17 protein-coding genes are annotated in these 25,546 nt (G+C 70.2%); 11 read left to right on the top strand and 6 right to left on the bottom strand.

Annotation, left to right across the window (positions count from 1 at the left end; all coding sequences use genetic code 11):
- Positions 1 to 246: 246 nt before the first annotated feature.
- Positions 247 to 1,275 (top strand): cell envelope biogenesis protein TolA, encoded by a 1,029-nt coding sequence (locus FL344_RS33015; RefSeq protein WP_141621322.1) that lies wholly within the window; start codon positions 247 to 249, stop codon positions 1,273 to 1,275.
- An 81-nt stretch (positions 1,276 to 1,356) separates the two neighbouring features.
- Here the strand turns inward: FL344_RS33015 and FL344_RS33010 are convergent, their stop codons facing one another.
- Positions 1,357 to 1,794: a MarR family winged helix-turn-helix transcriptional regulator gene (locus FL344_RS33010; RefSeq protein WP_228558432.1), complete on the bottom strand. Its 438-nt coding sequence runs from the start codon at positions 1,792 to 1,794 to the stop codon at positions 1,357 to 1,359.
- 138 nt (positions 1,795 to 1,932) lie between these two features.
- Here FL344_RS33010 and FL344_RS33005 point away from each other — a divergent pair, with 138 nt between their 5' ends.
- The 3 genes from FL344_RS33005 to FL344_RS32995 are packed head-to-tail and all read left to right on the top strand — an operon-like array spanning position 1,933 to position 7,638.
- Positions 1,933 to 3,321 (top strand): TolC family protein, encoded by a 1,389-nt coding sequence (locus tag FL344_RS33005; RefSeq protein WP_141593409.1) that lies wholly within the window; start codon positions 1,933 to 1,935, stop codon positions 3,319 to 3,321.
- Positions 3,309 to 4,469, top strand: coding sequence for an efflux RND transporter periplasmic adaptor subunit (locus FL344_RS33000; protein ID WP_141621321.1), 1,161 nt, complete (start codon positions 3,309 to 3,311; stop codon positions 4,467 to 4,469). Before FL344_RS33005 ends, FL344_RS33000 begins: the two co-directional genes overlap by 13 nt.
- Positions 4,470 to 4,491: 22 nt before the next feature.
- On the top strand, positions 4,492 to 7,638 hold the full coding sequence (locus FL344_RS32995) for an efflux RND transporter permease subunit (protein ID WP_141593407.1): 3,147 nt from the start codon (positions 4,492 to 4,494) through the stop codon (positions 7,636 to 7,638).
- Between the two features lie 68 nt (positions 7,639 to 7,706).
- Here FL344_RS32995 and FL344_RS32990 read toward each other — a convergent pair whose 3' ends face one another.
- On the bottom strand, positions 7,707 to 8,189 hold the full coding sequence (locus tag FL344_RS32990; RefSeq protein WP_141593406.1) for a hypothetical protein: 483 nt from the start codon (positions 8,187 to 8,189) through the stop codon (positions 7,707 to 7,709).
- 412 nt (positions 8,190 to 8,601) lie between these two features.
- Here FL344_RS32990 and FL344_RS32985 point away from each other — a divergent pair, with 412 nt between their 5' ends.
- Positions 8,602 to 10,149, top strand: a complete 1,548-nt coding sequence (locus FL344_RS32985) for a HAMP domain-containing sensor histidine kinase (protein WP_141621320.1) — start codon at positions 8,602 to 8,604, stop codon at positions 10,147 to 10,149.
- Positions 10,146 to 11,477 (top strand): pitrilysin family protein, encoded by a 1,332-nt coding sequence (locus tag FL344_RS32980; RefSeq protein WP_141593403.1) that lies wholly within the window; start codon positions 10,146 to 10,148, stop codon positions 11,475 to 11,477. Before FL344_RS32985 ends, FL344_RS32980 begins: the two co-directional genes overlap by 4 nt.
- Here the strand turns inward: FL344_RS32980 and FL344_RS32975 are convergent.
- The gene (locus tag FL344_RS32975; protein ID WP_141593402.1) at positions 11,458 to 12,783 is read right to left on the bottom strand and encodes a tetratricopeptide repeat protein; all 1,326 of its coding nucleotides are present in this window, start codon (positions 12,781 to 12,783) and stop codon (positions 11,458 to 11,460) included. The two genes, FL344_RS32980 and FL344_RS32975, sit on opposite strands and share 20 nt — an antisense overlap.
- A 40-nt stretch (positions 12,784 to 12,823) precedes the next feature.
- Here FL344_RS32975 and FL344_RS32970 point away from each other — a divergent pair, with 40 nt between their 5' ends.
- Together FL344_RS32970 and FL344_RS32965 are read left to right on the top strand one after the other, a co-directional pair.
- Positions 12,824 to 13,168, top strand: coding sequence for a hypothetical protein (locus FL344_RS32970; protein ID WP_141621319.1), 345 nt, complete (start codon positions 12,824 to 12,826; stop codon positions 13,166 to 13,168).
- A gap of 409 nt (positions 13,169 to 13,577) precedes the next feature.
- A complete protein-coding gene (locus FL344_RS32965) occupies positions 13,578 to 14,471 on the top strand; it encodes a putative RNA methyltransferase (RefSeq protein ID WP_228565550.1) in 894 nt (297 codons plus the stop codon).
- A 130-nt stretch (positions 14,472 to 14,601) separates the two neighbouring features.
- Here FL344_RS32965 and FL344_RS32960 read toward each other — a convergent pair whose 3' ends face one another.
- From FL344_RS32960 to FL344_RS32950, 3 genes are all read right to left on the bottom strand, one after another.
- Entirely contained in the window at positions 14,602 to 15,039 is a 438-nt protein-coding gene (locus FL344_RS32960; RefSeq protein ID WP_141621318.1) for a DUF779 domain-containing protein, read from the bottom strand.
- Positions 15,039 to 16,559, bottom strand: a complete 1,521-nt coding sequence (adh, locus tag FL344_RS32955) for an aldehyde dehydrogenase (RefSeq protein ID WP_141593400.1) — start codon at positions 16,557 to 16,559, stop codon at positions 15,039 to 15,041. Before adh ends, FL344_RS32960 begins: the two co-directional genes overlap by 1 nt.
- Positions 16,560 to 16,735: 176 nt before the next feature.
- Positions 16,736 to 18,841: a sigma-54-dependent Fis family transcriptional regulator gene (locus tag FL344_RS32950; RefSeq protein WP_141621317.1), complete on the bottom strand. Its 2,106-nt coding sequence runs from the start codon at positions 18,839 to 18,841 to the stop codon at positions 16,736 to 16,738.
- 356 nt (positions 18,842 to 19,197) lie between these two features.
- Between FL344_RS32950 and FL344_RS32945 the strand changes: the two genes are divergently transcribed.
- The 3 genes from FL344_RS32945 to FL344_RS32935 all read left to right on the top strand — a co-directional run.
- On the top strand, positions 19,198 to 21,039 hold the full coding sequence (locus FL344_RS32945) for an OmpA family protein (RefSeq protein WP_141621316.1): 1,842 nt from the start codon (positions 19,198 to 19,200) through the stop codon (positions 21,037 to 21,039).
- Positions 21,040 to 21,059: 20 nt separating this feature from the next.
- Positions 21,060 to 25,157, top strand: coding sequence for a DUF4215 domain-containing protein (locus tag FL344_RS32940; RefSeq protein ID WP_141621315.1), 4,098 nt, complete (start codon positions 21,060 to 21,062; stop codon positions 25,155 to 25,157).
- A gap of 121 nt (positions 25,158 to 25,278) precedes the next feature.
- Positions 25,279 to 25,546, top strand: a 268-nt coding sequence (locus tag FL344_RS32935) for a hypothetical protein (protein ID WP_141621314.1), incomplete at its 3' end; no start/stop codon positions are given.

Below are 25,546 nucleotides of genomic sequence, written 5' to 3'. Positions count from 1 at the left end.
CGCCCATCCCCGAGCGGGTCCGCCGGCTCCGGGAGCTGGGTGCCCGCCTGGGAGCCCGCACCGGTGGGCGCGGCGGCTGGGAGTACGCGTACTAAGGTGACGGTCGGCACCCCGGACGCACGCCGGGCCGCTGGCCGGGGCGACGCAGGGAGTGAACCGAAGCACGTCTAGCAGTGGACCCTTGACGCCCTGGGGGCTGACGGTAGGCTGCCCCGCTTTTTGCATTTCCCCGTGGAGGTCGTTCCCGTGCTGGTCCTGGTCCTCGCCCTTGCTGTCGGGCTCGCCATCTCGCTCTATTTCAATCTCTTCGCCGGCCCCAAGCACGCCGCGCTTCCGTCGTCGTCCACGTCTTCGTCGGCGCCCCGCGCCGAGCTGGTGACGGACACCCAGGCGCGTGCCAAGGCCGAGGCGGAGCTGCAGCGCAAGCAGAAGGAGCTGGACGAGCAGCGCACTCAACTTCAGGACGTGAAGGAGCAGCTGAAGCAGGCCAAGCGCAAGCTCTACGAGCAGAAGGAGTCCGACAAGAGCGCGCAGGAGCTGGCCAAGGCGCGCGCCGAGGTGGAGCGCAGCGCCTCCACGCAGCTCGAGCGGACCCGTGAGGAGCTGTCCCACGCGCTGGTGGAGAACCAGCGGCTGAAGGCGGAGATGGAGTCCAAGGGCCGCCGCCCGCAGCCCGCGCCGGCCGCTCCCATCGCCGCGCCCGCCACGCAGGTCGCCGCGCCCGCCCAGGAGGGCGAGGCTGTCATCGCCGCGGTGGTGCCGGTGGTGCCCACGGCGACGGAGACGGTGCCGCAGGAGCGTGGCCAGCGCCGCTACCGCGAGCTGAATGACGCCGACCGCGAGAAGATGGAGCGGCTGGAGCAGGCGGCGAACAAGGACCGCCTCCGCGCGGTGGAGCTGGAGAAGGAGCTGCGCCGGGTGAAGGGCCGCAACGAGACGCAGCAGCGCGTCTATGCCGCCACCAAGCACGACCTGGACCTGAGCCGCGACAAGTACAAGGCCCTGGAAAAGCGCCTCAACCGCACGCTCCTGGAGCGCGACCTGATTCGCCGGGCCATCAAGGACCTGGAGAAGAAGACGGGCATGCTCGCCGACCGCACGGAGCTGACGCCCGAGGAGGTCGCCGCCAGCGACCAGCGCACCGAGGAGACGTCGCGCGTGCGCGCCGAGGCCGAGGCCCAGGCCACGCCCAAGACGGAGGCCCCGGCCGACACCGAGCAGCAGGCGCCCGAGAGCGCTCCGACCGACGCGGAGTCCAAGCCCGCGCAGGCCTGACGCATCCGCCCTCCCATGGGCACATTGAAGGGCTCGGCATCCTGGAGGACCTCCAGGGCCGGGCCCTTCGTCATTTCCACATCAGGAGTCGGCCGGGCCGCAGCCGCCTTCCAGCGGCACCGGTCCCCGGGCCTGGAGAAGGCCCGTCAGCAGCTTGACCGTGAGGCGCTTGAACTCCGCCATCTCCTGCACCGTGAGGTGGCGAAGCAGCTCCACGTCCGTCCATAGGAGCGCGTCGCGCAGCAGGTTCAGCTCGGTCTGGCCGGCCGGGGACAGCTCCAGGCGCGCGCACCGGCGATCTTCCGCGATGCTTCGCTTCACCAGGCCGTCCTCCTCCAGGCGCGCAACGAGCCGGCTCACCGAGGGTGCGTCCACGAGCATCCGCTCCGCGATGGCGGCCTGGCTGCGCACACCGTCGGCGATGGATTTCAGCGCCAACAACTGCATGAAGGGTCTGCTGGTCTGCTCGCCCAGCCGCTCGGTGAGGAGGCGGCGGATGGCGCGCCGCAGCGAAGCCATTTGCTCCGGGACAGTCATCTCCCCCTAAAGATGGTTGCAGACGTCAACCATTGTCAATTACATCGACGCGACGCGTTTGGTCACAACGGGGGGGAAGTTTTCAGCCCACACGCAGTTCCCTCATTTCCTCCTCCTCGTATGGCATCCCCTTCCATCATTCTCCTGGCGCTCGTCGCAGCGTCGACGCTGACCGAGCCGTCACCGTCCATTCCTGCGCCCGTCCCCTTCCAGCCGAAGGTGGAGGACGCGATGCTCACCCCCGTTGCCCCCGCCCAGCGGCAGGTAACGACCTGGGACGAGGCGCTCGCGCTCGTCCGGGAGCGCTCCACCGACCTCCGAAGCGCCGAAGCCGGCGTGGAACGCGCCGCGGGCCGCTCCCGGCAGGCCCTGGCCGCGCTGCTCCCCAATGCACGTCTGTCGTCCAGTGTCGGTGTGGACCTCCTCAACCCCGACCTCCCCGTGGGCGCTGGCGGTACGCCGCTGGTGGGCATTGGTGGCGGCGACACCCGCGGTCCCTCCACGCCGCTGCTCACCGCCACGGCGAACGTGACGCAATCCCTGGTGGACATCAGCGCCTGGCGCGGGCGCGCCTCGGCCGTGGCCGCTGAGGAAGGCGCGGCGGCGACGCTGGGCGAGACGCGGCGGCTGCTCACCCGGGGGCTGGCCCAGGTGCTGGTGTCCACGGTCGCGGCGGAGCGGGCGGCGGAGATCAACCGCGTGGGCCTGCGGCAGGCCTTGGAGCGCTTCGCGCTCGCGCAGCGCACGTATGAACTGGGCGCGGGCAACCAGTTGGACGTGGTGCGCGTGGAGCAGGACGTGGCGGTGGCGCGCAGCGCCCTCGTCGCGGGAGACGAGCAGCTGCGGCGCAGCCGTGAGGCCCTGGGCCTGGCGGTGGGCTTCGGCAACGCCGTTGGCGTCAGCCGGGACTTCAACCTCCAGGGGCTGGTGAACGAGACGCAGCGGGCCTGCACGCCCTTGAAGGACGTGAACGAGCGGACGGACCTCGTGGCCTCGCGCGCGCAGTTGGAGTCCGCGCGTGACAGCCGCCAACAAGCCACCGCCGGCTACCTGCCCACCCTGGGCCTGTCGAGCACCGCAGTGGGCCTCACTACGGACCCCGGCTTCGGCCGCGTGGCCATCTGGAGTGTGTCCGCGGTGCTCTCCGTCCCCATCTGGGAAGGCGGCCTGCGCGGCGGCTTGATTCGCGAGCGAGAGGGGCTCGAGCGCCAGGCGGCGGAGACGCTGGAGAGCACCCGCCGCAACGTGTCGATTCAGGTGGCCCAGTCCCGGCGCGCCGTGGAGGTGGCCGAGGCCCTGGTGGCGACGGCGGTGGCGTCCCGTGACCTCGCGGACCGGACCGACCGGCTCACCCGCCGTTCTTTTGAAGTGGGCCGCGGCAGCAGCCTCGAGCTGGTGCAAAGCGGAGCGGCCCTGCGCCAGGCGGAGCTGACCCTGGTGCTGCGTGAATTCGAGCTCGTCCAGGCGCGCCTGGACGCATTCCTGACGGAGGCGCGGTGCGACTGGTGAATCAGATGAAGGCGATGTGGGGTGTCACCCTGCTGGCGGTGGTGGCGGGCTGTTCGGGCCAGAAGGCCGCCCCGCCGGCCCCTCCGCCCCGCGAGGTGGACATCGTGACGCTCACCCCGCGCGAGGTGCGCGAAACGGGGGAGTACCTGGGCTCGCTGATGTCGCGGCAGAGCGTCAACGTGCTGCCCCAGGTCGCGGGCTACGTGCGCAAGATTCACGTGCGTCCCGGTGACAAGGTGGAGGCCGGCGCCGCGCTCATCGAGGTGGACTCGCGCGAAGGCACCGCCGCGCTCGACAGCGCGCAGGCGCAGCTCAGCTCCACCCAGGTGAGCCTGGAGCTGGCGCGCCGCACGCTGGAGCGCACCGAGGCGCTCTACAAGGAAGGGCTCGCGAGCGCGCAGGAGCTGGAGCAGGGCCGCGCGCAGGTGGAGGCAGCCCAGGCCGCGGCGCGTTCATCCGCCGCGCAGGTGACGCAGCGCCAGGTGCAGCTCCAGTACCACGTGGTGCGCGCGCCCTTCGCCGGCACGATGGGCGACGTGCTGGTGCGGCTGGGTGACTACGTGGGCATGACGACGCCGCTCACCAGCGTGGCGCAGGCGGACGTGCTCGAGGTGAGCGTGTCGGTGCCGTCGCCGCGCGCCCGGTCGATGAAGCCCGACACCGCGCTCGAAATCCTCGACAGCACGGGGAAGGTGCTGGTCACCAGCAACGTCTTCTACATCGCGCCCCAGGCGGACCCGCGCACCCAGTTGGTGGAGGTGAAGGCCGCCTTCCGCAACACCGTGGGCCTGCGCCCCAGCGAGCTGGTGCGCGCGCGGCTCGTGTACTCGGCCCGGGATGCGCTGCAGATTCCCGCGCTCGCCATCGTGCGGCAGAGCGGGCAGCCCTTCGCGCTGGTGGTCCTGGCGAAGGACGGGAAGACGGTGGTGGAGCGCCGCCCCATCACGCTCGGCGCGCTGGGCGAGATGGCCTACGTGGTGGAGAGCGGGCTCCAGTCAGGCGACCAGGTCGCCGTGTCCTCGCTGCAAGCGCTGCGTGACGGCATGGCGGTGAAACCCAAGCAGGCCAACGCCCCCAACGCCCCCACTGACAGCGGCCCGCCCCGGGCCTCTGGCAATGGTGGCGGCACTCTCGGCGGGAGCCGCTGAACGAAGGGCCGGATAGCGCACCATGTTCGTCGATTTCTTCATCCGCAGGCCCGTCTTCGCCATCGTCTGCTCCATCCTGCTGACGCTGGTGGGGCTGATTGCCATCCCGACGCTGCCCATCTCCCAGTACCCGGACCTGGCGCCGCCACAAGTCACCGTGACGAGCACCTACGTGGGTGCGAGCGCCGAGGTGGTGGAGAGCGCCGTCACCATCCCGCTGGAGCAGGAGCTCAACGGCGTGGAGGGCATGCGCTACATCACCTCCACCAGCAGCAACGACGGCACCAGCCAGATCACCATCACCTTCGAGGCCACGCGCGACATCGAGGTGGCCGCCGTCGACGTGCAGAACCGCGTCAGCCGCGCCGCGGCGCGCCTGCCCTCGCAGGTGAACCAGACGGGCATCGTCGTCAACAAGGCCTCCAGCCAGATGCTGCTGACGGTGGGCCTGTTCAGCGAGGACAACCGCTACGACGCCAAGTTCCTCAGCAACTACGCCGACGTGAGCCTGAAGGACGCCATCAAGCGCGTGCCCGGCGTGGGTGACGTCCGCATCTTCGGCGAGCGCAAGTTCTCCATGCGCCTGTGGCTGGACCCCACGGAGCTGGCGCGCCGCAAGCTCACGCCCCAGGACGTGACGCGCGCGCTCCAGGAGCAGAACCTCCAGGTGGCCGCGGGTCAGATTGGCCAGCCGCCGTCCACCGAGGACCAGCCCTACCAGATCGCGGTGCGGGCCCGGGGCCGGCTGGTGGAGCCGGCGGAGTTCGGCGACATCGTCCTGATGCGGGACACGGATGGTACGAGCATCCGGGTGAAGGACGTGGGCCGCGTGGAGCTGGGCGCGGAGAACTACGGCTCCGTCCTGCGCTTCAACGGCAAGACGGGCGTGGGCCTGGGCATCTTCCAGCTGCCCACCGCCAACGCGCTGGACGTGCGCGACGGCGTGTACGCGGAGCTCGAGCGGCTGTCGAAGCAGTTCCCCCCCGGCATGCAGTTCCAGACGGGCACCGACACCACCCTGGCCGTCCGCGCCTCCATCAACGAGGTCATCAAGACGCTGGTGGAAGCCATCGTCCTCGTCATCCTCGTCATCTTTCTGTTCCTGCACGGCTGGCGCAGCGTGCTCATCACCGCCTTCACCCTCCCCGTCTCACTGATTGGCACCTTCGCCTTCGTCCACCTGATGGGCTTCTCCATCAACACCCTCACCCTCTTCGGCCTCACGCTGGCCACGGGTCTGGTGGTGGACGACGCCATCGTCGTCATCGAGAACATCGAGCGGTTGATGGTGGAGCGACGCTTGTCCCCCGTACAGGCCGCGCGCGAGGGCATGAAGGAGGTGACCGGCGCGGTCATCGCCATCTCCGTGGTGCTGGTGGCGGTGTTCGTCCCGGTGGCGCTCTTCCCGGGCACCACCGGCGCCATCTACCGGCAGTTCGCGCTGACCATCGCCGCCTCCGTGGCGCTGTCCACCTTCTGCGCCCTCACCCTCACCCCGGCGCTCAGCGCGAAGATGCTGAAGCACCACGAGGGACCGAAGTGGGTCTTCTTCCGCTGGGTGGACAAGGCACTGGACGGGACCAAGGCGCTCTACGGCCGGGGCCTGCGCAAGCTGCTGAAGCATCCGGTCCTGGTCCTGGTCGCCTTCCTGGCGTGCATCGGCGGCACGGTGATGCTCTTCCGCGTCGCGCCCACGGGCTTCATCCCCGATGAGGACCAGGGCTACCTCATCATCTCCATCCAGGGCCCCGAGGGCATGTCTCTCGCCCAGACGGAGAAGGTGCTGGCGGAGGCGGAGGCGGTCTTGCAGGCGCAGCCCGAGGTGCGCGCCATGTTCGCCATTGGCGGCTTCTCCATGATGGGCAGCGGCCCCAACATGGGCACCATCTTCTCGTCGCTGACGCCCTGGGAGGAGCGCAAGGGCAAGGACCAGTCGGTGGCTGCGCTGGTGGAGCGGCTGCGTGCCCCGCTGAGCCGCATCGGCGGAGCGCGCGTGATGCCCTTCCAGCCGCCCGCCATCCGAGGCGTCGGCAGCGTGGGCGGCTTCCAGTACATCGTCGAGGACATCGACGGCACCAGCTCGCTGGATGACCTGGCCGCGGCCACGCAGATGCTGGTGGCGAAGGCCAACGAGCACGAGCAACTGCGCGGTGCCTTCAGCACCTTCAACGCGGACACGCCGCTGCTCGACGTGGAGGTGGACCGGCAGAAGGCGAAGGCGCTCGGCGTGCCGATTGAGCAGGTGTTCGGCACCATGCAGGTCTACATGGGCAGCCAGTACGTCAACGACTTCAACTACGCCAACCGCACCTACCGGGTGTACGTCCAGGCGGAGCAGCAGTTCCGCGACAGCCCGTCGGACATCGGCGCCTTCTACGTGCGCAGCGACACCGGGGACATGATTCCGCTTGAGTCGCTGGTGAAGGTGGAGCCCACCGTGTCCGCCCAGGTCATCCGCCACTACAACCTGTTCCGCTCGGCGGAGATCAACGGGCAGCCGGCGCCGGACGTGTCCTCCGGACAGGCGCTGGAGGCCATGGAAACGCTGGCCACGCAGCACCTGCCTCAGGGCATGAGCGCGGAGTGGACGGGCATCAGCCTGGAACAGAAGGAGAGCGGCGGGCAGACGGCCATCATCTTCGCGCTGGGCCTGCTCTTCGTCTTCCTGGTGCTCGCGGCGCAGTACGAGAGCTTCAGCCTGCCGCTGGTCATCATCTTCTCCGTGCCCCTGGCCATCATGGGCGCGTTGGGGTTGCAGTTGGCGCGCGGGTTCGCCAACGACGTGTTCTGCCAGGTGGGCCTGGTGATGCTGGTCGGCCTGGCCAGCAAGAACGCCATCCTCATCGTGGAGTTCGCCGAGCAGCTACGGGAGGGCGGGAAGAGCACCATCGACGCGGTGGTGGAGGCGGCGGAGGTCCGCCTGCGCCCCATCCTGATGACGTCCATCGCCTTCCTCCTGGGCGTGGTGCCGCTGATGATGGCCTCCGGCGCCGGCGCGGCGTCCCGCAACTCCCTGGGGACGGCGGTGTTCGGCGGCATGCTGGTGTCCACGGTGGTGAACTTCGTGTTCATCCCCGGGCTCTACGTGCTGATGCAGAAGCTCCGCGGCGACGCGAAGCGGGCCACGGGTGAGGACGAAGCGGTGCCCACGCCCGCCGCGTCCCACTGAGGCCCGCGGGCGCTGGAAGGAAAACGGCCCGGCTCCTCACATGAGGGGCCGGGCCTTGTCACTGGCGACTAGAACGGAATGCCGTTGCCGCCGCAACCGCAGACCCTGCGGCTGGTCCGGATGTACTCGGTGCACGTCTGGCCCGCCGTGTTGGAGCAGACGCGGTACTGGTTGCGGGCCTGGTACTGCGTCCCCGTCGTGTACATCTCGCAGTCGCCCGGGCGCTCGGGGTCGCAGACGCGGGTCTTGCACGCGACGTCGTCCGGGTCACACGCCGAGATGGTGCCGCAATCCACGATGGCCGACCACCCCGTACACGCGCCGTACCCGGCGGCGACACAGGCACCTTCGGGCGTGGTACCGCACGCCTCCTGCAGCGCCTGCAGCATCTCCGCGTCCGGTACCGGAATCGAAGACTGGAGCTTCTCCAGCTCCTCCGACGAGAGCGTGGACACCTGCGCGCCCTCATCGACGGACGACTCCTCCAGCGGCCCGCAGGCCGTCATCATCGCCATCACCACGGCACCCACCAGCGTCTTCAGCTTCATCATGGCTCTCCTCTGACATCTCCCACCCATGGGAGACACGGACCCGCCCGCTCCAAAAAAGGAATTGCAGGCTCGCATTGCCATACGAAAGGGAGGCGAAGACCTGGCTCGAAGAAAAACCAATTCCAGACAAGAATGCTCCGATGAAGGCGTCAGCCCATCTGCGCGGCGCACTCACAAAGAACAATTCCAAGGCCACCACAGAGACGCCATCCATTCTCACGCATCCAGCGGCCAATCCCTGGCGCCGCGCCTTCCGCTCGAACCAGTACGGATTCGAACGGGTACCAGCGCGCCCCCTGGAGTACGCTGAGACCCACTGGAGGTAGCCCCTCCCCCTCGGCGGCCCCCGAGCAGGCGCCTGCGCCCCCTGGAGACGAGACTTGCGGTTGGACGGCCCGCCACGTAGCGAGGAATGCCCGTGAAGCTCTCCCTCGCGACACGCATCTTCCTGGGCTACGCCGTGGTGCTCGGCACCTTCGGGTTGGTGTCCCTGTTCAGCGTGACGGAGCTCCACCGCAACCGGCTGGAAATCCGGCTGGTGAGCCAGGGCTACCTCCAGCTCTCCCAGGACGCCGCGGAGCTGGAGACCTTCCACTCCACCCAGGAGAAGGACACCGAGCGCCTGATTCAAGAGGGCAACGTCGAAATCCGCCGCGCCTTCATCCGGCTGGCCCGGACCTACAACTCGCCCCTCATGACCCAGCGGCTCGCCGCCGCCCAGGCCAAGGCGCATGAGGTGCTGGCCTCCGCCCCCGACAGCGAGGTGCCCTTCATCCGGGGCCTGGAGGACCGCTTCGGCGAGCTCCAGGCCCGCTACCGCGACTACGGCCGTGCCGCGGAGGCCGTCTTCGCCGTCCTTTCCACGGAGAATCCGGACCGGGAACAGGTCGCCGTTGCCACCGCCGCGCTGCGGCAGGAGGAGAACGCCATCGGCCGCGAGATTCGCGTGCTGCGCGCCGCCCTGTCCAACCGCATCCGCGAGCGCGTGGACGGCGCCGAGGAGCGCGAGCGCACCACCGGCCTCTTCATCATCGGCTTCTCCGTGGCCGCCATCGCCGTGGGCGTGGGCGCCACTGCCTGGTCCGCCCGCACGCTGCGCCCCATGCGCAATCTCATCCGGGGCGTGTCCCGCATCGGCCGCGGTGACTACAACGCCCAGCTCGGCGTGCGCGGCGACGACGAGGTGGCCGTCCTGGCCCGCGAGTTCGACCAGATGGCCCGCTCACTCCAGGCGCGCGAGGCCCAGCTCAAGGCCCAGGCCGAGGCCCTCATGCGCGCGGAGCAACTGGCCGCCGTGGGCCGCATCTCCGCGCAAATCGTCCACGAGGTGCGCAACCCCCTGTCCTCCATTGGCCTCAACGTGGAGTTGCTCCAGGACGGGTTCGAAACCGCCCGATTCCCGACCCCCGAGGACGCAGCCGAGGTGAAGGACCTCATCTCCGCCGTCACCCAGGAGGTGGACCGCCTGGCGGATGTCACCGAGCAGTACCTGCGCATGGCCCGCCCTCCCCGACCCGACCTGGACCCGCGCGACGTCACCGCCGTGCTGGACACCGTGCTCGACTTCACCCGCGAGGAGTTGGAGCGCGCCGGCGTGGAAGTGGTGCGCGACTTCGCCCTGGATACCCCGCACGTGCTCGCCGACGAGGGCCAGTTGCGGCAGGTCTTCCTCAACCTGCTGCGAAACAGCCGCGAGGCCATGCCGTCCGGCGGCCGCCTCACCATCATCACCCGTCCGGCGGAGGACGCCGTGGAAGTCACGGTGCGCGATACCGGACAGGGAATGACGGAGGATATCCGACAGCGCCTCTTCGAGCCCTTCTTCACCACCAAGGAGGGGGGCACGGGCCTGGGCCTGGCCGTCAGCCAGCAAATCCTCCAGGTGCACGGTGGCTCGCTCTCCTGCCAGAGTATTCCCGGCCAGGGGACGGCCTTCGTGTTAAGGCTTCCTCGCGCATGAGCTTCACTACGTACCGGGACGTGCTGCCCTCCGGGCTGCGCGTCGTCACTATCGAGACGCCCCACCTCCACACCGCCCTGCTCGCGGTCTACGTGCGGACGGGCAGCCGCCACGAGACGCTCGTCAGCAACGGCGTCAGCCACTACCTGGAGCACCTCTTCTTCCGCGGCAGCGAGGGCTGGCCGGACACCGTGAAGATGAACGCGGCGGTGGAAGAGGTCGGCGGCAACCTCAACGGCGTCACCACCCGGGACCACGGGTACTACTACACGCCCATCCACCCCGCGCACCTGCGCGTGGGCCTGGACATCATCGGCGACATGCTCACCCGTCCCCGCCTCACCGACATGGAGGTGGAGCGGCAGATCATCCTCGAGGAGATGCTCGACGAGGTGGACGAGAAGGGCCGGGACATCGACCTGGACAACCTGTCCAAGCACCTGCTCTTCCCCGGACACCCGCTGGCCCTGAAGATCGCCGGCACGCGCGAGTCCGTCACGAACATGACGCACCCGCAGATTCTGGAGCACTTCGCCCAGCACTACGTCGCGGGGAACATCGTCGTCACCGCTGCCGGCCGGGTGAAGCGCTCGGAAGTCGTGGAGATGACCGAGCGAGCCTTCGCCCGGCTCCCGCGCGGCCCGTCCAGCGTCGAGGCGCCGCCGCCCCTCACCCCGGCCGGCCCGCGCCTGCACTTCGTCAGCCATGACGAGTCGCAGACGGAGTTCCGCCTCAACTTCCGCGGCGTACCCGAGCAGCACGAGGACTACCCCGCGCTGCAGATCATCCGACGCGTGTTGGATGACGGCCTGTCGTCGCGGCTGCCGTTCGAAATCGTGGAGAAGCGCGGTCTGGCGTACTCCGTGAGCGCGTCGCTGGACGCGTACCACGACGCGGGGCTGCTCGAGATTGAGGCCGCCAGCGCTCCGGAAAAGGCCGCGACGGTCATCACCGAGGCCTTCCGCGTGCTGTCCACGCTCTGTGAGAACGAGGTGGGCGAAGAGGAGCTGGCGCGCGCCAAGCGCCGGCACCGCATGCTGCTGGAGTTCTCCCAGGACTCGCCGGGCGAGCTGGCCGGCTGGTTCGGCGGCACGGAGCTGTTCCGCACGCCGGAGTCGTTTGGCCACCGCGCCGACCTGGTGGACTCGCAGTCCGCCGCGCGCGTGCGCGAGGTGGCCCGGCGCTACTTCAACCGGGAGAACCTCACGGTGGTGGCGGTGGGCCAGCGCAAGGGCCTCAAGGCCCTGGAGCGCGTGGTGGCGGATGCCCCCGGCCTTCCCGGGCCGGAGGCCGCGCCGCTGGCGGTGGTCAGCGGCCGCCGCGGATGATGACGGGGCCCGAGGACTTCTTCTTGGGCTTCGGCAGCAGCGCGTTCAGCGCCTTCTGGGTGCGGAGGTAGTCCGGGTTCTCCGGCTCCCGCTTCAGGGCCTCGTCGATGAGCTTGAGGCCCTGCGTCACCTTCGTCTGCATCCGCGCATAGAGGGCGGCGAGCTGGGCCTTCTCCTCGATGGTGGCCTCGCTCATGCTGAGCAGCAGCTCCAGCGACGTCTCCGCGTCCGTGATGCGGTCCGCACTCAAGTGGATGCGCCACATCCGGGCGTGAACGGGCGCGAAGCGGGGCTCCGCGGACAGCGCGAAGCGGTAGGCCTCCTCCGCGCCGCGGCGGTCCCCTTGCTCCTCCAGCGAGCGCCCGCGCACGTACTGCGCCCGGGCCAGCCGGGGGTTGAGCTGGAGCGCCTGGTCCACCAGGGACTGCGCATCCGCGCGGCGGCCCTGCACCCGCACCGACTCCGCCAGCCACGCCAGCGCGTCGGCGTTCTGCGGCTGCGCCTCCACCAACTTGCGCAGGGCCTCCTCCGCGTCCGCGGCCCGGCCCAGGGCCAGCAGCACCCGCGCGCGCAGCGTCACCACCTCCGGCCGCTCCGCGTCAGCGCCCTTCACGGCGTTCAGGTCGGACTCGGCCAGGTCCGGGAAGCCGCTCACCAGGAAGTAGCGCGCGCGCAGCAGCCGCGCGGAGGCCAGCGCCGGGTCCTGGTTGAGGAGCCGGTCCATGAGGTTGGCGGCCAGGAGCTCGTCGCCCTTGAGCCAGAGCACCTCGGCCTCGACGGACTTGGCCTCGGCGTCGTCCGGGTTCTCCCGCAGGATGTTCTCCAGCGTCTTGAAGGCGGCATCAATCATGCCCTCACGCGCCTGGATACGGGCCAGCCGCAGCACGTCCGCGTCCGGCAGGTTTCCCGCGTCCCGCATGGTGATGAGCGCCGCGAGCGCGTCCTTGGTGAGGCCCTGCTGGAGATAGATGTCGGCCAGCTGGCGCTGGATGGTGGGGTCCGAGCCCGGCGACATGGAGGCCGCCTGCTTCAAGGCCAGGATGGCGGCGCCCTCGTTGCCCGCCATGCGGTGGGCCTGCGCCATGAGCAGGTGCGGCTCCGGATTGTCAGGCGCCGCGGTGGCGGCCCTGCTCAGTGCGGCAAGCGCGGCGTTGGCCTGTCCGCTGGACAGGTGGCTACGGGCTTCAGTCAATGCTGCCTGGGCCCGCTTGGCCTGGTTCTCCGCGGCGGCAACTTCCGGCTCTTTGCAAGCAAGCAGCGGAAGGAGCGCCAGGGTCCACGGTCTGATTCGAAAAAGACGGTGCATCGCTGAGGCGCAGGGTACCGGATGTTATCCTCCTTCGTCGATGGACCCATTCGTTCGGCGCCTCGTGGAGAGGCTCCATGACCCCAGCAAGCCGCTGTCGCGGAACCGGCACTTCCACACGTTCGAGACCCCCGAGGGCCGAGCGGCGCTGAAGGTCGTCCGACGACTGCGCAGCCTCCAGAAGGACATCCTCGCGTGCCACGCGGAGGGCTTCCGCGCGCGAATCTTCCGCCACGCGACTGGGAAGGGTGAACACCGCATCGAGCTCCTCATGGAGCGCCTCTCCGGCCGCCGCGTCTCCATACTCCAGTCCGACGAATTCGAGCTGCTCACCGCGCTGCCCGGCGTGCGTGACGCGCTGGAAGTGTTCGACGAAGCGGCATAGGCTCCTCGTCATGGATTCCTGTCGGCACCTGGCCCCCGTGTCCCTGCGTCGCCTGCGCGGCTGAGCGCGGCAGCAAGCGGACTGCTCCGCGCTGTTCGGACGCCGCAGCACTGCGTCCGTTCCAGGCGACGTGTGCCCTGGTAGGGCCTCCCCGGTCTCTTTGCTGCCTTCGTGCCCGCTTTCCGCGTCGCGGAAGGCCCGGGCGCGATGTGCCGCGCTCCTGCTCCTGAGCCACGGCCTCGCCTGGCGTGCGCCCCGTGCGTGACGAACCTCCGTCATGCGTGTGCGGCTTCCACGCGCGTGCGGGCTGCCGGGCGCTCATACCAGGGTCCTGACACCCCGCGCCTGAGGGCCTCCCGCGACTCGTTCCCGGCCATGCGCCGCCACGAGCCTCTGGAGCCCTTTCCGCATGTCAGCGTCCGCTTCGCCCCGCTTTCCGCCGCCCCTTCTTCCACTGCTCTGCTGTCCCATCTGCCAGTCACCGCTTCGCCAGGAAGCAACGGCGCTGCGCTGTGTGGCGCGCCATGCCTTCGACGTCGCCAGGCAGGGCTATGTCAACCTCCTGCCGGGCCACCGCGCCCCGGGCAATGCAGACACCCAGTCGATGGTCGCCGCGCGAGAGGCCTTCCTCGCGCGAGGCCACTACGAACCGTTGGCCGCGCTATTGGCGGAGCATGCCGCGCGGCTCACCGGCGCCGATGCGCCAGAGGGCTGCGTGCTCGATGTGGGAGCGGGTACCGGGCACTACCTGGCCCGTGTACTCGACCGGTGCCCGGCGCTGACGGGGCTCGCCATCGACATCTCCCGCTTCGCTGCCCGCCGGGCCGCCAGGGCCCACGCCCGGGCGGGAGCCCTCATCGCGGACGGCGAGCGGACGTTGCCCATCCGAAATCACAGCGTTGCACTGGCGCTCAGTGTCTTCGCTCCTCGCAACATCCCGGAGCTCCACCGCGTCCTGAGGCGCCGAGGCGCGCTGCTCATCGTGACACCCACGGACCAGCACCTGACACAGCTCATCCAACCCATGGGGATGCTGAGCGTCGACGCGCGAAAGGAGGAGCGGCTCCACACACGGCTGCGGGCCACGTTCGAGCCCGGCGTCCGGGAATCGCTGGAGTTGACGTTGCGGCTGACGCGCGACGACGCGTTCCACATCGCGGCCATGGGGCCCAGCGCGTTCCATGCATCCGCGGAGGAGCTGCGGCGGCGCGCGGACGTGTTGCCCGAGCCCTTCACCGTCACCGCGTCCTTCACCGTGGCCAGCTACCACCGCAGGGAGGGGAACGGCTCCGCGCCCGCCTGAGCAGCGCTCGCGCGCGAGGAGCCCAGACCGCGATGCACCGCGCGGTCTGGGCCCCTGCCCCGCGCAGGGCATGGGGTGGAAGTCCGGGGAGAAGCCCGTCGTCCCACCCCACGGGCTGACGCTGGAACGGCTACTCCGGAGGTCCACGCCGGGGCGGCGGCGCGTCCTTCATCCGTTCGTATTCCTCGTCCGTGAAGACGCGGCTGCGGGTGAGGAAGCGCACGCCCAGCGGGGACTCCAGGCTGAAGCCGGCGCCCCGCCCCTTCACCACGTCCAGGGTGAGGTGCGTGTGCTGCCAGTACTCGAACTGCGCGCCGCCAATGTAGACGGGGCAGCCCTCCACCTCGCCCAGGAAGACGTCTCGCTGGCCCACGCGGAAGTCCCCCACGGGGTAGCACATGGGCGCGCTGCCGTCGCAGCAGCCTCCCGACTGATGGAACATCAAGGGCCCGTGCGTGGCGCGGAGCTGGCGGATGACGGCGGCGGCCTCGGGCGTCACGTCCACCCGGGCCACCGCCGTGGCGCCGTCCTGTCCGCCCGTGCCGGGACCGGGGCCGGCGCCACTCATCAGAAGAAGCCCATGGCCTTGGGGCTGTAGCTGACCAGCAGGTTCTTCGTCTGCTGGTAGTGGTCCAGCATCTTCCGGTGGTTCTCCCGCCCGATGCCGGACTGCTTGTAGCCGCCGAACGCCGCGTGCGCGGGGTAGATGTGGTAGCAGTTGGTCCACACGCGGCCCGCCTCGATTGCGCGCCCCGCGCGGTAGGCGGTGTTCCCGTCACGCGTCCACACGCCGGCGCCCAGGCCGTACAGCGTGTCGTTGGCCTGGCGGATGGCGTCGTCGAAGTCCTTGAAGGTCGCCACGCTCACCACGGGACCGAAAATCTCCTCCTGGAAGACGCGCATGCGGTTGTGGCCCTGGAACACGGTGGGCGCCACGTAGTAGCCGTCCTTCAGGTCGCCGGGCAGCGCCACGCGCTCGCCGCCCGTGAGGACCTTGGCGCCCTCCTTCTTGCCGATGTCGATGTAGCTGAGGATCTTCTCCAACTGGTCGTTGGACGCCTGGGCGCCGACCATGGTGTCGGTGTCCAGCGGGTTGCCCGGCTTCACCTTGCGGACACGGTCGAGCGCCTTCTCCATGAACTGGCTGTAGATGCGCTCGCTGATGAGGGAGCGCGACGGGCAGGTGCAGACCTCGCCCTGGTTGAGCGCGAACATGGCGAAGCCTTCCAACGACTTGTCGAAGAAGTCGTCGTCCTGCGCCATCACATCCTCGAAGAAGATGTTGGGGCTCTTGCCGCCCAGCTCCAGCGTGACGGGGATGAGGTTCTCACTGGCGTACTGCATGATGAGCCGGCCCGTGCTCGTCTCGCCGGTGAAGGCCACCTTCGCGATGCGCGGGCTGCTGGCCAGCGGCTTTCCGGCCTCGACGCCGAAGCCGTTGACGACGTTGAGCACGCCTTCGGGCAGCAGGTCCTGGATGAGCTCGGTCCACAGCAGGATGCTGGAGGGCGTCTGCTCCGCGGGCTTCAGGACAACGCAGTTGCCCGCCGCCAGCGCCGGGGCCAGCTTCCAGGCCGCCATCAGGAGCGGGAAGTTCCAGGGGATGATCTGCCCCACGACGCCCAGCGGCTCGTGGAAGTGGTAGGCGACGGTGTCGTGGTCCAGCTCACTCACCCCGCCTTCCTGCGCGCGGATACAGCCGGCGAAATAACGGAAGTGGTCGATGGCCAGCGGGATGTCCGCGGCCAGCGTCTCGCGCACGGGCTTGCCGTTGTCCCACGTCTCGGCGACCGCGAGCATCTCCCGGTTCTGCTCCATCCGGTCGGCGATCTTGTTGAGGATGTTCGCTCGGACGGTCGGCGAGGTGCGGCCCCAGGAGAGCCGGGCCGCGTGGGCCGCATCCAGCGCCTTCTCGATGTCCTCGGCCGTGGAGCGGGCCACTTCACAGAAGGGCTTGCCCGTCACGGGGCTGATGTTCTCGAAGTACTGACCACGCGTGGGTTCGACCCAGCGCCCGCCAATGAAGTTCTGATAGCGGGGCTTGAACTGCACCTTGGAGCCGGGCTGATTGGGGGCGGCGTAGATCACTGCGCTCTCCTTGGGTGGTTTGGTGACCGGGCCCCCCCAGAGCAGCGCGCGTGCCAGCGCACGCGTCCGTCGACGTTGCGGCGCGTCGTGTCCCGCTCTGCGACACCTGTCCGGACACGCATGGCGCGGAGCGCGACAGGTGCGTCGCGCGATGGACACCGTCCTCCAGTGAACGTTCAGGCGCGCGAGGGCAGCGTAATGCCGAAGCGCTCCGCCATCCGGTAGAGCGTGCTCCGTGCGATGCCCAGGCGCCGGGCGGCCTGCGCCACGTTGCCGCCACTGAGCGCCAGGGCTTCCTGGATGGCGCGGGCCTCCAGCTCGCGCAGCGGGCCGGCGGCGGCACCCGCGCTCGGTTGACGCGGCGAACTGGAAGCAAGCGGCACAGCGGGCCGTGGTTCCTCCTGGCCCCCGGGCGAGAGCGGGCTTCCGAGCCCCGACGGCAGGGCGTCCACGTCCAACACAGGGGCGCCTCCCCCGCGCACCAGCGCCAACCGCAGCACGGTCTTCAGCTCGCGCACGTTGCCGGGCCAGGAGTGGGCTGCGAGCCGGGTGAGCGCGGCGGCGGAGATGCTCGGCGTGGTCAGGCCATCTTCTTCCGACAACCGCCGGAGGAGTGCCTGGGCCAGTTCCAGCAGGTCGTTGCGCTCGCGCAGCGGTGGCAGCCGCAGCACCGCGCCCTGGAGGCGGAAATAGAGGTCGGAGCGGAACGTGCCGTTGCGCACGGCCGCGTCCAAATCTCTGCACGTGGCGCCCACCAGGCGGAAGCGCGAGCGTCGCACGCGGGACTCTCCCACGCGCGAATAGGCACCGTCCTCCAGCACCCGAAGCAGCAACACCTGGAGCGCGGGCGGCATCTCCGCCAGCTCGTCGAGGAAGAGCGTTCCGCCGTCCGCCGCCGCCAGCTTCCCCTCCGCGCCGCCGACACGCGCGCCGGTGAAGGCGCCCGGCGCATGGCCGAACAGCTCACTCTCCAGCAACGCGGGCGACAGCGCACCGCAGTTCACCGCCACGAAGGGCCCCGAGGCGACCGTACTGGCCGCGTGCAGTGCGCGAGCGAGGAGCTCCTTGCCGGTGCCCGTCTCCGACAGCAGAAGCACCGGCAAGCTCGTGGGCGCGAACCGCTCCGCTTCTCGCAACGTGGCGCGGTGCTGAGGGTCGCTCCCCTTGAGCGTCGCCCACGGTCCAGATGGTGCCACCGTGTCCGCCCCCCACAGGTCCCGGGACAGCGTGCGAGGCGCACGGCCCTCAGCGGAAGGCTCCGCCACCGCCGGACGTGAATCCGCGCGCCCAGGAGTCATTCCCAGGGACCGGACACCAGAAGACTCCAGCCGCACCAGCACCGCGAGCGCCGAGCTCCCATCCCCCGTCCCCGCCGCCTCCGCATGGATGCGCCAGGCCGGCCCCTGTGAAGCAAGACGCGTCTCCAGCGCCACGCCTCGCAACGCGGCGTCCGTCAGCACCCGCCACGACACACCGAGCGCCGCCTCCACCGCCATCGGCCCCTGCCCACCGAGCAACGCGCGCGCGGCCGCATTGAAGCGACTCACCCGCCCCATCGGCTCGACGACGAGCACCGGGCCATCCTCACGCGACAGGCGCGACTCCAATCCCCCCCGCGCCGCCGCGGCCACCCGGGCCCATGCGACCTCGCGCAGCCGCGCCTCGGCGGCCTGGGCCACACTGGCCACCGCCACCAGCACCAGCGGATCCGCCGCGCCAGCCGGCCCCGTGACGTCCAGCACGGCCACCAGCTCTCCAAAGGGGTCATGAACCGGCGCCGCGTAGCAGACGAGCCCATGGTGCCGCTGCGCGTAGTGCGCCGGCCCCACCACCGCGACGGCGGAGGACTCCGCCAGGGCCGTGCCAATGGCATTCGTCCCGCGAGACGTCTCATCCCAGCGGGCCCCCTCCACCAGGCGCACGTAATCCGCGTGGTGGGTGAAGTCCCCGCCCGAGCTGCGCGTCGCCAGGATGACGCCCTCGCGGTCCGCGAGCAGCGCCACCCGCCCCGAAGGAAGGGGCGCCGCCGACAACATCTCCAGCATGCCGCCCAGCTCGTGCCACACCGGCTCCAGCCGGGCCCGGCGCTCGACCAGCGCCAGGCTGCCCACACGGGGCCCTTCATCCGGCTGTCCGGTGCTCGGGGCGCCCAGCGACCGTGAGCGCTGCCAGCGGGGGAGGATGGAGCGCAACTCCGGGCGCAACCCCGCCTCCCCGTCGAGTGCCCCCACGAGGAACTGCTCCCACAGGAGCGGTGATGCGCTGAGCGTCAGCGTCCCCAAGGACCTTGAATCTTGGTTGAACCCCGATGGCGACAACAACCTGGGAACGCCGCAATGTTTCTGGCCCAACCTGACGCGGCGCATCACAGGACGCGGGTCGCCCCCCACCCCACCTTCGACATCCGGTGCCGGGACCTCGCCTGACACGTCATTGACGCGTCAGGCGGCGGCGCGACACGGCGCTGACACGTCAACCGCCCCCTTCCGGACCCAACCCACTTCCCAGGTCCCTCTCACACACCTCTGAGGTCCCCCCCGAAACAAACGTGGCGCGTTGCGTGCAAAACACTCCGAGTCTCAAGTATGGCGGACACCCGCGTGCGCTTTTCCGGCGCCACGTTGAGGGGGAGGAACTCTTGTCTTCACATCCGTATCACCCATGGCTTGGAGGTCTGGCCGTCCTCTGGGCGGTCACGGCTCAAGCCCAGGCGCAGCGCATCCCCGGCATCGAGCTGGAGCGGCTGCAACTCAATCCCGGTGCACGCGACAGCCTGGTGCTGTCCACCGGCGACCTCATGTCCCGCGGCGAGTACCGCCTCGGCTTCACCGGACACTATGAGAAGGAGCCCTTGGTGCTCGTCTCCGGTGGAGAGCAACAAGGTGTCATCGTCTCCAACCGCGTGACGGTGCACCTCAGTGGTGCCTATGCCATCACCGACTGGTTGGAGCTCGGCGCGCAGGTGCCCATCGTGTCCCAGTGGGGACCGGACACCGCGGCGCTGGGCGTCGCCACGCCGTCCACGAGCGCGCTTGGCACGCCGTGGCTCCAGGCGCGCGCGGGAATCCTCTCCGAGCAGCGCGGCGGGCTGATGGATTTGGGCCTGCACCTCGGCGCGGCCCTGCCCATTGGCAGCACGGAGACGCTCACCCGGGACCAGGGCTTCGTCTTCTCGCCTCGGCTCGGCCTGGGCAAGCAATTGGGTGGCACGTGGCGCGTGGGCGCCGACCTGGGCGCGCTGGTGCGGACCAAGACGTATGCGCTGTCCCCCAACACGCAGCCGCACCTCGACGAGCTGGGCACGGAGCTGAACGGCGGCGTCAACCTGTCCGCCGGCCTGCTCGGCTTCCGCCAGGAGCTGGTGGTGCGCGGCACCCTGCCCGTCGCGGATGCGCCGGAGTCGATGGAAGTGCTGCTGGGCGTGCGCGTTCCCATGCCCGCGGGCACGGAAGTCTACGCCATGGGTGGACCTGGCTTCGGCAGCACGCCGGGCACGCCGTCGTTCCGGGTGCTCGCCGGCCTCACCTTCGGCACCCCCGCCTCCACGCCCAACGCATGTGTGGAGGGTCAGCCGCATGACCCCGCCCGCTGTCCGGACTTCGACCTGGACGGGGACGGCATCAAGAACGCCGCCGACCACTGCCCCACCGACGAGGGCCTGTCGGAGCTGAATGGCTGCCCGGACGGGGACGACGACGGCGACGGCCTGCCCAACCTGGCGGACCGCTGCCCGAAGGAGGCGGAGAACTTCAACGGCTTCGAGGACCAGGACGGCTGCCCGGATGACCCGGACACGGACGGGGACGGCATCTCCGACGCCAAGGACCAGTGCCCGGACCAGGCCGAGGACAAGGACGGCTTCCAGGACGAGGACGGCTGCCCCGACCCGGACAACGACAACGACGGCGTGCTCGACACCGCCGACCGCTGCCCCAACGAGGCCGGCCCCAAGGAGAACCGCGGCTGCCCGGACAAGGACACCGACGGTGACGGCCTCGTCGACCGGCTCGACAACTGCCCCACCGAGCCTGGCCCGGCGAAGAACCACGGCTGCAAGGAGAAGCAGCTCGCGCAGATTGGCGAGAATCGCATCCAGCTGCTCGAGGCCGTCTACTTCGAGAACAACAAGGACGTCATCATCGCGCGCAGCAACAAGCTGCTCGACACGGTGGCCAACATCCTCATCGCCCACCCGGAAGTGGAGAAGGTGCGTGTCGAGGGCCACACCGACAACCGCGGCAACCCTGACTACAACCTGGACCTGTCCCAGCGCCGCGCCGACGCCGTCGTTCGCTACCTGGTGAGCAAGGGCGTGGCCCGGGAGCGCCTGGATGCCAAGGGCTTCGGTACCACCCAGCCCATCGCGGACAACAACACCACGCAGGGCCGCGCGAAGAACCGCCGCGTGGAGTTCAAGATCGTCGGCGACGCAGAGGGCGTGCAGACGCAGCAGGGCGAGCCCTCTCCCGACACCCACTGAGAACCGAGGCAGACATCCCCATGAAAACGCGTGTCCTCTTCAAGACGGCGGCGCTCTGTCTCGCGCTGCTCTCATCCCTGACCGGCTGTGATTCGGGCGGTGCCCGGACAGCCGTGCCCCCCACCGAGCCCGTGCTCGTGAGCCGGACCGCCTCCCTCGTCGGAGACGGCCAGCTCGAGCCCGGCGAGCAATGTGACGACGGCAATACCACCAGCGGCGACGGCTGTTCGGCCACCGGCACCATCGAAGCGGGCTACCTGTGCCACGTGCCCGGGCGCCCCTGCTCGCTGGCGAGCCTGTGCGGCAACAACGTCGTCGACTCCGGCGAGGCCTGTGACAGCAACGTCCCCGGCTCCGACTGCACGGCGACCTGTGACCTGTCCCTGTGCGGCAACGGCGTGTTCAACAACCGCGCCCACCCGTCCTACGCGCAGGAAGTCTGCGACGACGGCAACCGCTTCGAGGGCGACGGCTGCAACCGCCTGTGCGAGGTGGAGCCTGGTTTCGCCTGCGCCGGCAGCCCCAGCCGCTGCGTGCGCGCGGGCGTGACGGTCTTCAACACCGGCGTGGACGAGAACAACCGCCGGCTGGAGGTCGGCCCGGATCCGCACTGGTTCTACAGCGGCACCACCACGGGCGCGGCCACCGGTCCGCGGGCCGCCAGCGACTGGCCCCAGGAAATCCAGACGGCCCGCTTCATGGAGGCGCCGCTGGGCGCCCCCGTCTGCGTGTACCAGGACTTCATGGTGCCCTCGACGACCAACGTCTCGCAGTTCCGCCTGCGGCTGGCCACCTTCAACGACAACGACTTCGCCAGCGCGCGGGTGAACGGGCAGAACTTCACGCCCACCGTCGTCAACCAGCCGGCGGGCATGCCCTGGCAGAAGAACATCTTCCGCGAGTTCGGCGCCAACGCGCCCTGGCGCACGGGCCGCAACCGCATCGAGCTGTGCAACGAGAACGAGGAAAGCGAGCCCAACGCCTTCCGCTACCTGTTCGTGGACGCGTACGACGACCGCTGCGGCGACGGCGCCGTGTCCCTGCGCGAGGAGTGCGACGACGGCAACGCCACCAACGGTGACGGATGCTCCGCCACCTGCGGCATCGAGGCAGGCTACGGCTGCACCGGCCAGCCCAGCACCTGCGCCCAGACGTGTGGCAACGGCACGCTGAACCCAGGCGAGCAGTGCGACGACGGCAACGCCACGGCGGGCGACGGCTGCAACGCGAGCTGCCGCGTGGAGTCCGGCTACGCCTGCCCCACCCCGGGCGAGGCTTGCGTGATGACGTGCGGCAATGGCGCCATCGACCCGGGCGAGCAGTGCGATGACAACAATGCCTACGACTCGGACGGTTGCTCCTCGGCGTGCCGCATCGAGCGCGGCTACGAGTGCCAGGGCGCTCCGTCCACCTGCGCCCCCCTGTGCGGCAACGGCCGGATGGACGCGGGTGAGCTGTGCGACGACGGCAACACCACCCTGGGTGATGGCTGCTCCAACGCCTGCACCCTGGAGCTGGGCTACGCCTGCCCCGCTCCGGGCCAGGCCTGCGTGCTCACCTGCGGCAACGGCAACGTCGACCCGGGCGAGCAGTGCGATGACGGCAACCTGAATCCGACGGACGGCTGCAGCACCGAGTGCCGCGTGGAGGATGGCTACGCGTGCAGCGCGCCCGCCACCGGCCCGTCCGTGTGCGTGCAGAGCTGCGGCAACGGCGCGCTGGACTCGAACGAGACGTGCGACGACGCCAACACCACCAGCGGCGACGGCTGCTCCTCCGGCTGCCGCGTGGAGCCGGGCTATGCGTGCAGCGGCGCGCCCAGCACCTGCGCCACCACCTGTGGTGACGGCACCCGCGCGGGCGCCGAGGCGTGTGATGACGGCAACACCACGGCGGGCGACGGCTGCAACGCCACCTGCGCGGTGGAGCCGGGCTACGCCTGCCCCACTCCGGGCCAGGCCTGCGTGCCCACCTGCGGCAACGGCACGGTGGACAGCGGCGAGCAGTGCGACGACGGCAACACCACGGAGGGCGACGGCTGCAGCGGCAGCTGCCGCGTGGAGAACGGCTATACGTGCAGCGGCGCGCCCAGCACCTGCGCCACCACCTGTGGTGACGGCACCCGCGCGGGCGCCGAGGTGTGTGACGACGGCAACCTCAACAACGGCGACGGCTGCTCCTCGCGCTGCCTCCTGGAGGACGGCCAGCCCTGCAATGCGTCCGGCGTCTGCGAGAGCGGCATCTGCAACCCCACCACCAACACCTGCATCAGCCTCAACGTCTGCGGCAACGGCATCCTCGACGAGGGTGAGCTCTGCGACGACGGCGACACCACGGCGGGCGACGGCTGCTCGGCCACCTGCGCCATCGAGGACGGGTTCGGCTGCACCGGCATCCCGTCGGTGTGCGCCGTGACGTGTGGTGACGGCATCAAGGCGGACAGCGAGGCCTGCGATGACGGCAACACCACCAACGGAGACGGCTGCTCGGCCACGTGCACCGTGGAGAGCGGCGCCGCGTGCCAGACGGCGGACGTGAACGTGTTCATCACCCGCCAGGGCAACACGAACTGCACGCAGGTGTCGGACATCGACGCCCCCGTGCTGCCCGACGCGGCCATCCAGGCCGGGCTGGGCGTGCCGGGCCGCTACCGCGTCCGGTACGTGTCCGGCGCGGTGAGCTACTCGGGTGGCGCCAACTGGTACCCCGGCGTCATCGGCGTCAGCGCCAACGCGGGCACGCAGGTGCAGGGCTTCTCGCTGGGCTACACGCCCCACGGCGGTCCGGGCTCGGCCACGCGCGCCGAGGCCATGCCCCTGGGCTTCCCCCTGTCCCGCGACTTCACGGCGGCCACGGGTGACGTGCGCATCGCGCTGGTCGACACCGACTGCAACCTGGCCAACAACTCCGACACGGCGGTGACGTACCGCGTGGACGCGCTGTCCATCTGCCAGACGGCCCCTGTCGTCACGTCCCCGACGCCGGGCGGCACCGCCGGCGAGGAACTGGAGGGCACCGCCACGCCGGGCGCCACCGTGGACGTGTACCTGGACGGCAACCCCGCGCCGGTGTGCACGGTCGTTGCCGACGCGGAGGGGAACTGGAGCTGCACGCTGCCGACGGACCTGGAGGAAGGGCCGCACACCGCCGTCGTCACCTCCACCTTCCCGGGCGCGCCGCAGACGTCCACGACCGTGGACTTCATCGTCGACTACTCGCCGCCGGCGCCTCCGGTCATCACCGGCCCCACGCCGGACGCGGTGCTGGACACGCAGACGCCCGTGCTGAGCGGCACGGCGAACCCGGGTGACGAGGTGACGGTGTACGAGGGCGGCACCGCCCTCTGCACCACCACGGCCGATGCGGCGGGCAACTGGAGCTGCACGCCCGCCACGCCCATGGCCGAAGGCCCGCACACGGTGACGGCCACCGCCACGCCTCCGGGCGGCAACCCCGGCCCCACCTCCACGCCCGTTACCTTCACCATCACCCTGACCACGACGGAGCCGCCGGTCATCACCGGGCCCGCCGACGGCGCGGTGCTCAACACGTCGACGCCGCCCCTGAGCGGCACGGCGGCTCCGGGCACGGTGGTGACGGTGTACGAGGGCGACACGGTGCTCTGCACCACCACCACCAACGACGTGGGCGCGTGGACCTGCACGCCGGCCCAGCCGCTGGAGGATGGCCCGCACACGGTGACGGCCACCGCCACCGACAGCGAGGGCCGCACCAGCGAGCCCTCCGCGCCCAGCGAGTTCATCATCGACACCCAGGAGCCCGACACGCGCATCCCGCGCACGCCGCCCTCGCGCGGCGGCAACCGGACGGCGACCTTCGAGTACGGCGCCTCCGAGGAGGACGTCACCTACGAGTGCAGCTTGAACGGGGGCCCCTTCGAGCCCTGCCGGAACAGCTATGACGTGGGCGAGGGTCAGCACACCCTGCGCGTGCGGGCCACGGACCGCGCGGGCAACGTGGACAGCACCCCCGCGGCGTACTCATGGACGGTGGAGCTCACCCGGGCCTTCGCCGGTGGCGGCTGCAGCACGGCGCCCGCCGCGTCCTGGCTGGCGCTCCTGGGCCTGCTCGGCCTCCGCCGGAGGAAGCGCGGCTAAGGGCTGACCGCTACACCTTTCCGCCGGGAGGTCCACACCTCCCTCTGAGGCCCCTCCGCCGGCCTCGTGGGCCTCCCGGCGGATTTTCCCCCCGCCACGCGCCAGCCCGTATGCTGGGGCCGTGCACGTGGCGGGGCGATTGAATGAGACGTACGAGGAGGAGCTCCTCCTCGCGATGGACGAAGGACTGCTCTCCGGCGAGGAGGTGGCGGTCCTGCGTGAGGAAGCGCTCCGCCTGCGGCGTGGCCCCCTGGAGCTGCTGCGGGAGCGAGGCCGGCTGTCGGAGGACTCCCTGGTGGCGCTTCGTGGCGAGCTCGCCTCCGAGAGCACGGACCCGAGCGCCGGCCGGCCGCTCGAGGCCGCCACCCTGACGCCCGCCACCCCGGGCG

The organism is Myxococcus sp. AB036A, assembly GCF_006547355.1.
Lineage (GTDB): Bacteria > Myxococcota > Myxococcia > Myxococcales > Myxococcaceae > Myxococcus > Myxococcus virescens.
This window is presented reverse-complemented; position numbering and strand designations above follow the sequence as displayed.

What these genes read in the sequence shown, in the direction of transcription:
- FL344_RS32960 (WP_141621318.1), bottom strand. Translation starts at nt 15,039, where the DNA reads ATGAGTGGCGCCGGCCCCGGTCCCGGCACGGGCGGACAGGACGGCGCC.
- FL344_RS32990 (WP_141593406.1), bottom strand. Translation starts at nt 8,189, where the DNA reads ATGATGAAGCTGAAGACGCTGGTGGGTGCCGTGGTGATGGCGATGATG.
- FL344_RS32940 (WP_141621315.1), top strand. Translation starts at nt 21,060, where the DNA reads ATGAAAACGCGTGTCCTCTTCAAGACGGCGGCGCTCTGTCTCGCGCTG.
- FL344_RS33005 (WP_141593409.1), top strand. Translation starts at nt 1,933, where the DNA reads ATGGCATCCCCTTCCATCATTCTCCTGGCGCTCGTCGCAGCGTCGACG.
- FL344_RS32965 (WP_228565550.1), top strand. Translation starts at nt 13,578, where the DNA reads ATGTCAGCGTCCGCTTCGCCCCGCTTTCCGCCGCCCCTTCTTCCACTG.
- FL344_RS33010 (WP_228558432.1), bottom strand. Translation starts at nt 1,794, where the DNA reads ATGGCTTCGCTGCGGCGCGCCATCCGCCGCCTCCTCACCGAGCGGCTG.
- FL344_RS32970 (WP_141621319.1), top strand. Translation starts at nt 12,824, where the DNA reads ATGGACCCATTCGTTCGGCGCCTCGTGGAGAGGCTCCATGACCCCAGC.
- FL344_RS32975 (WP_141593402.1), bottom strand. Translation starts at nt 12,783, where the DNA reads ATGCACCGTCTTTTTCGAATCAGACCGTGGACCCTGGCGCTCCTTCCG.
- FL344_RS32985 (WP_141621320.1), top strand. Translation starts at nt 8,602, where the DNA reads ATGCCCGTGAAGCTCTCCCTCGCGACACGCATCTTCCTGGGCTACGCC.
- FL344_RS32995 (WP_141593407.1), top strand. Translation starts at nt 4,492, where the DNA reads ATGTTCGTCGATTTCTTCATCCGCAGGCCCGTCTTCGCCATCGTCTGC.
- FL344_RS32980 (WP_141593403.1), top strand. Translation starts at nt 10,146, where the DNA reads ATGAGCTTCACTACGTACCGGGACGTGCTGCCCTCCGGGCTGCGCGTC.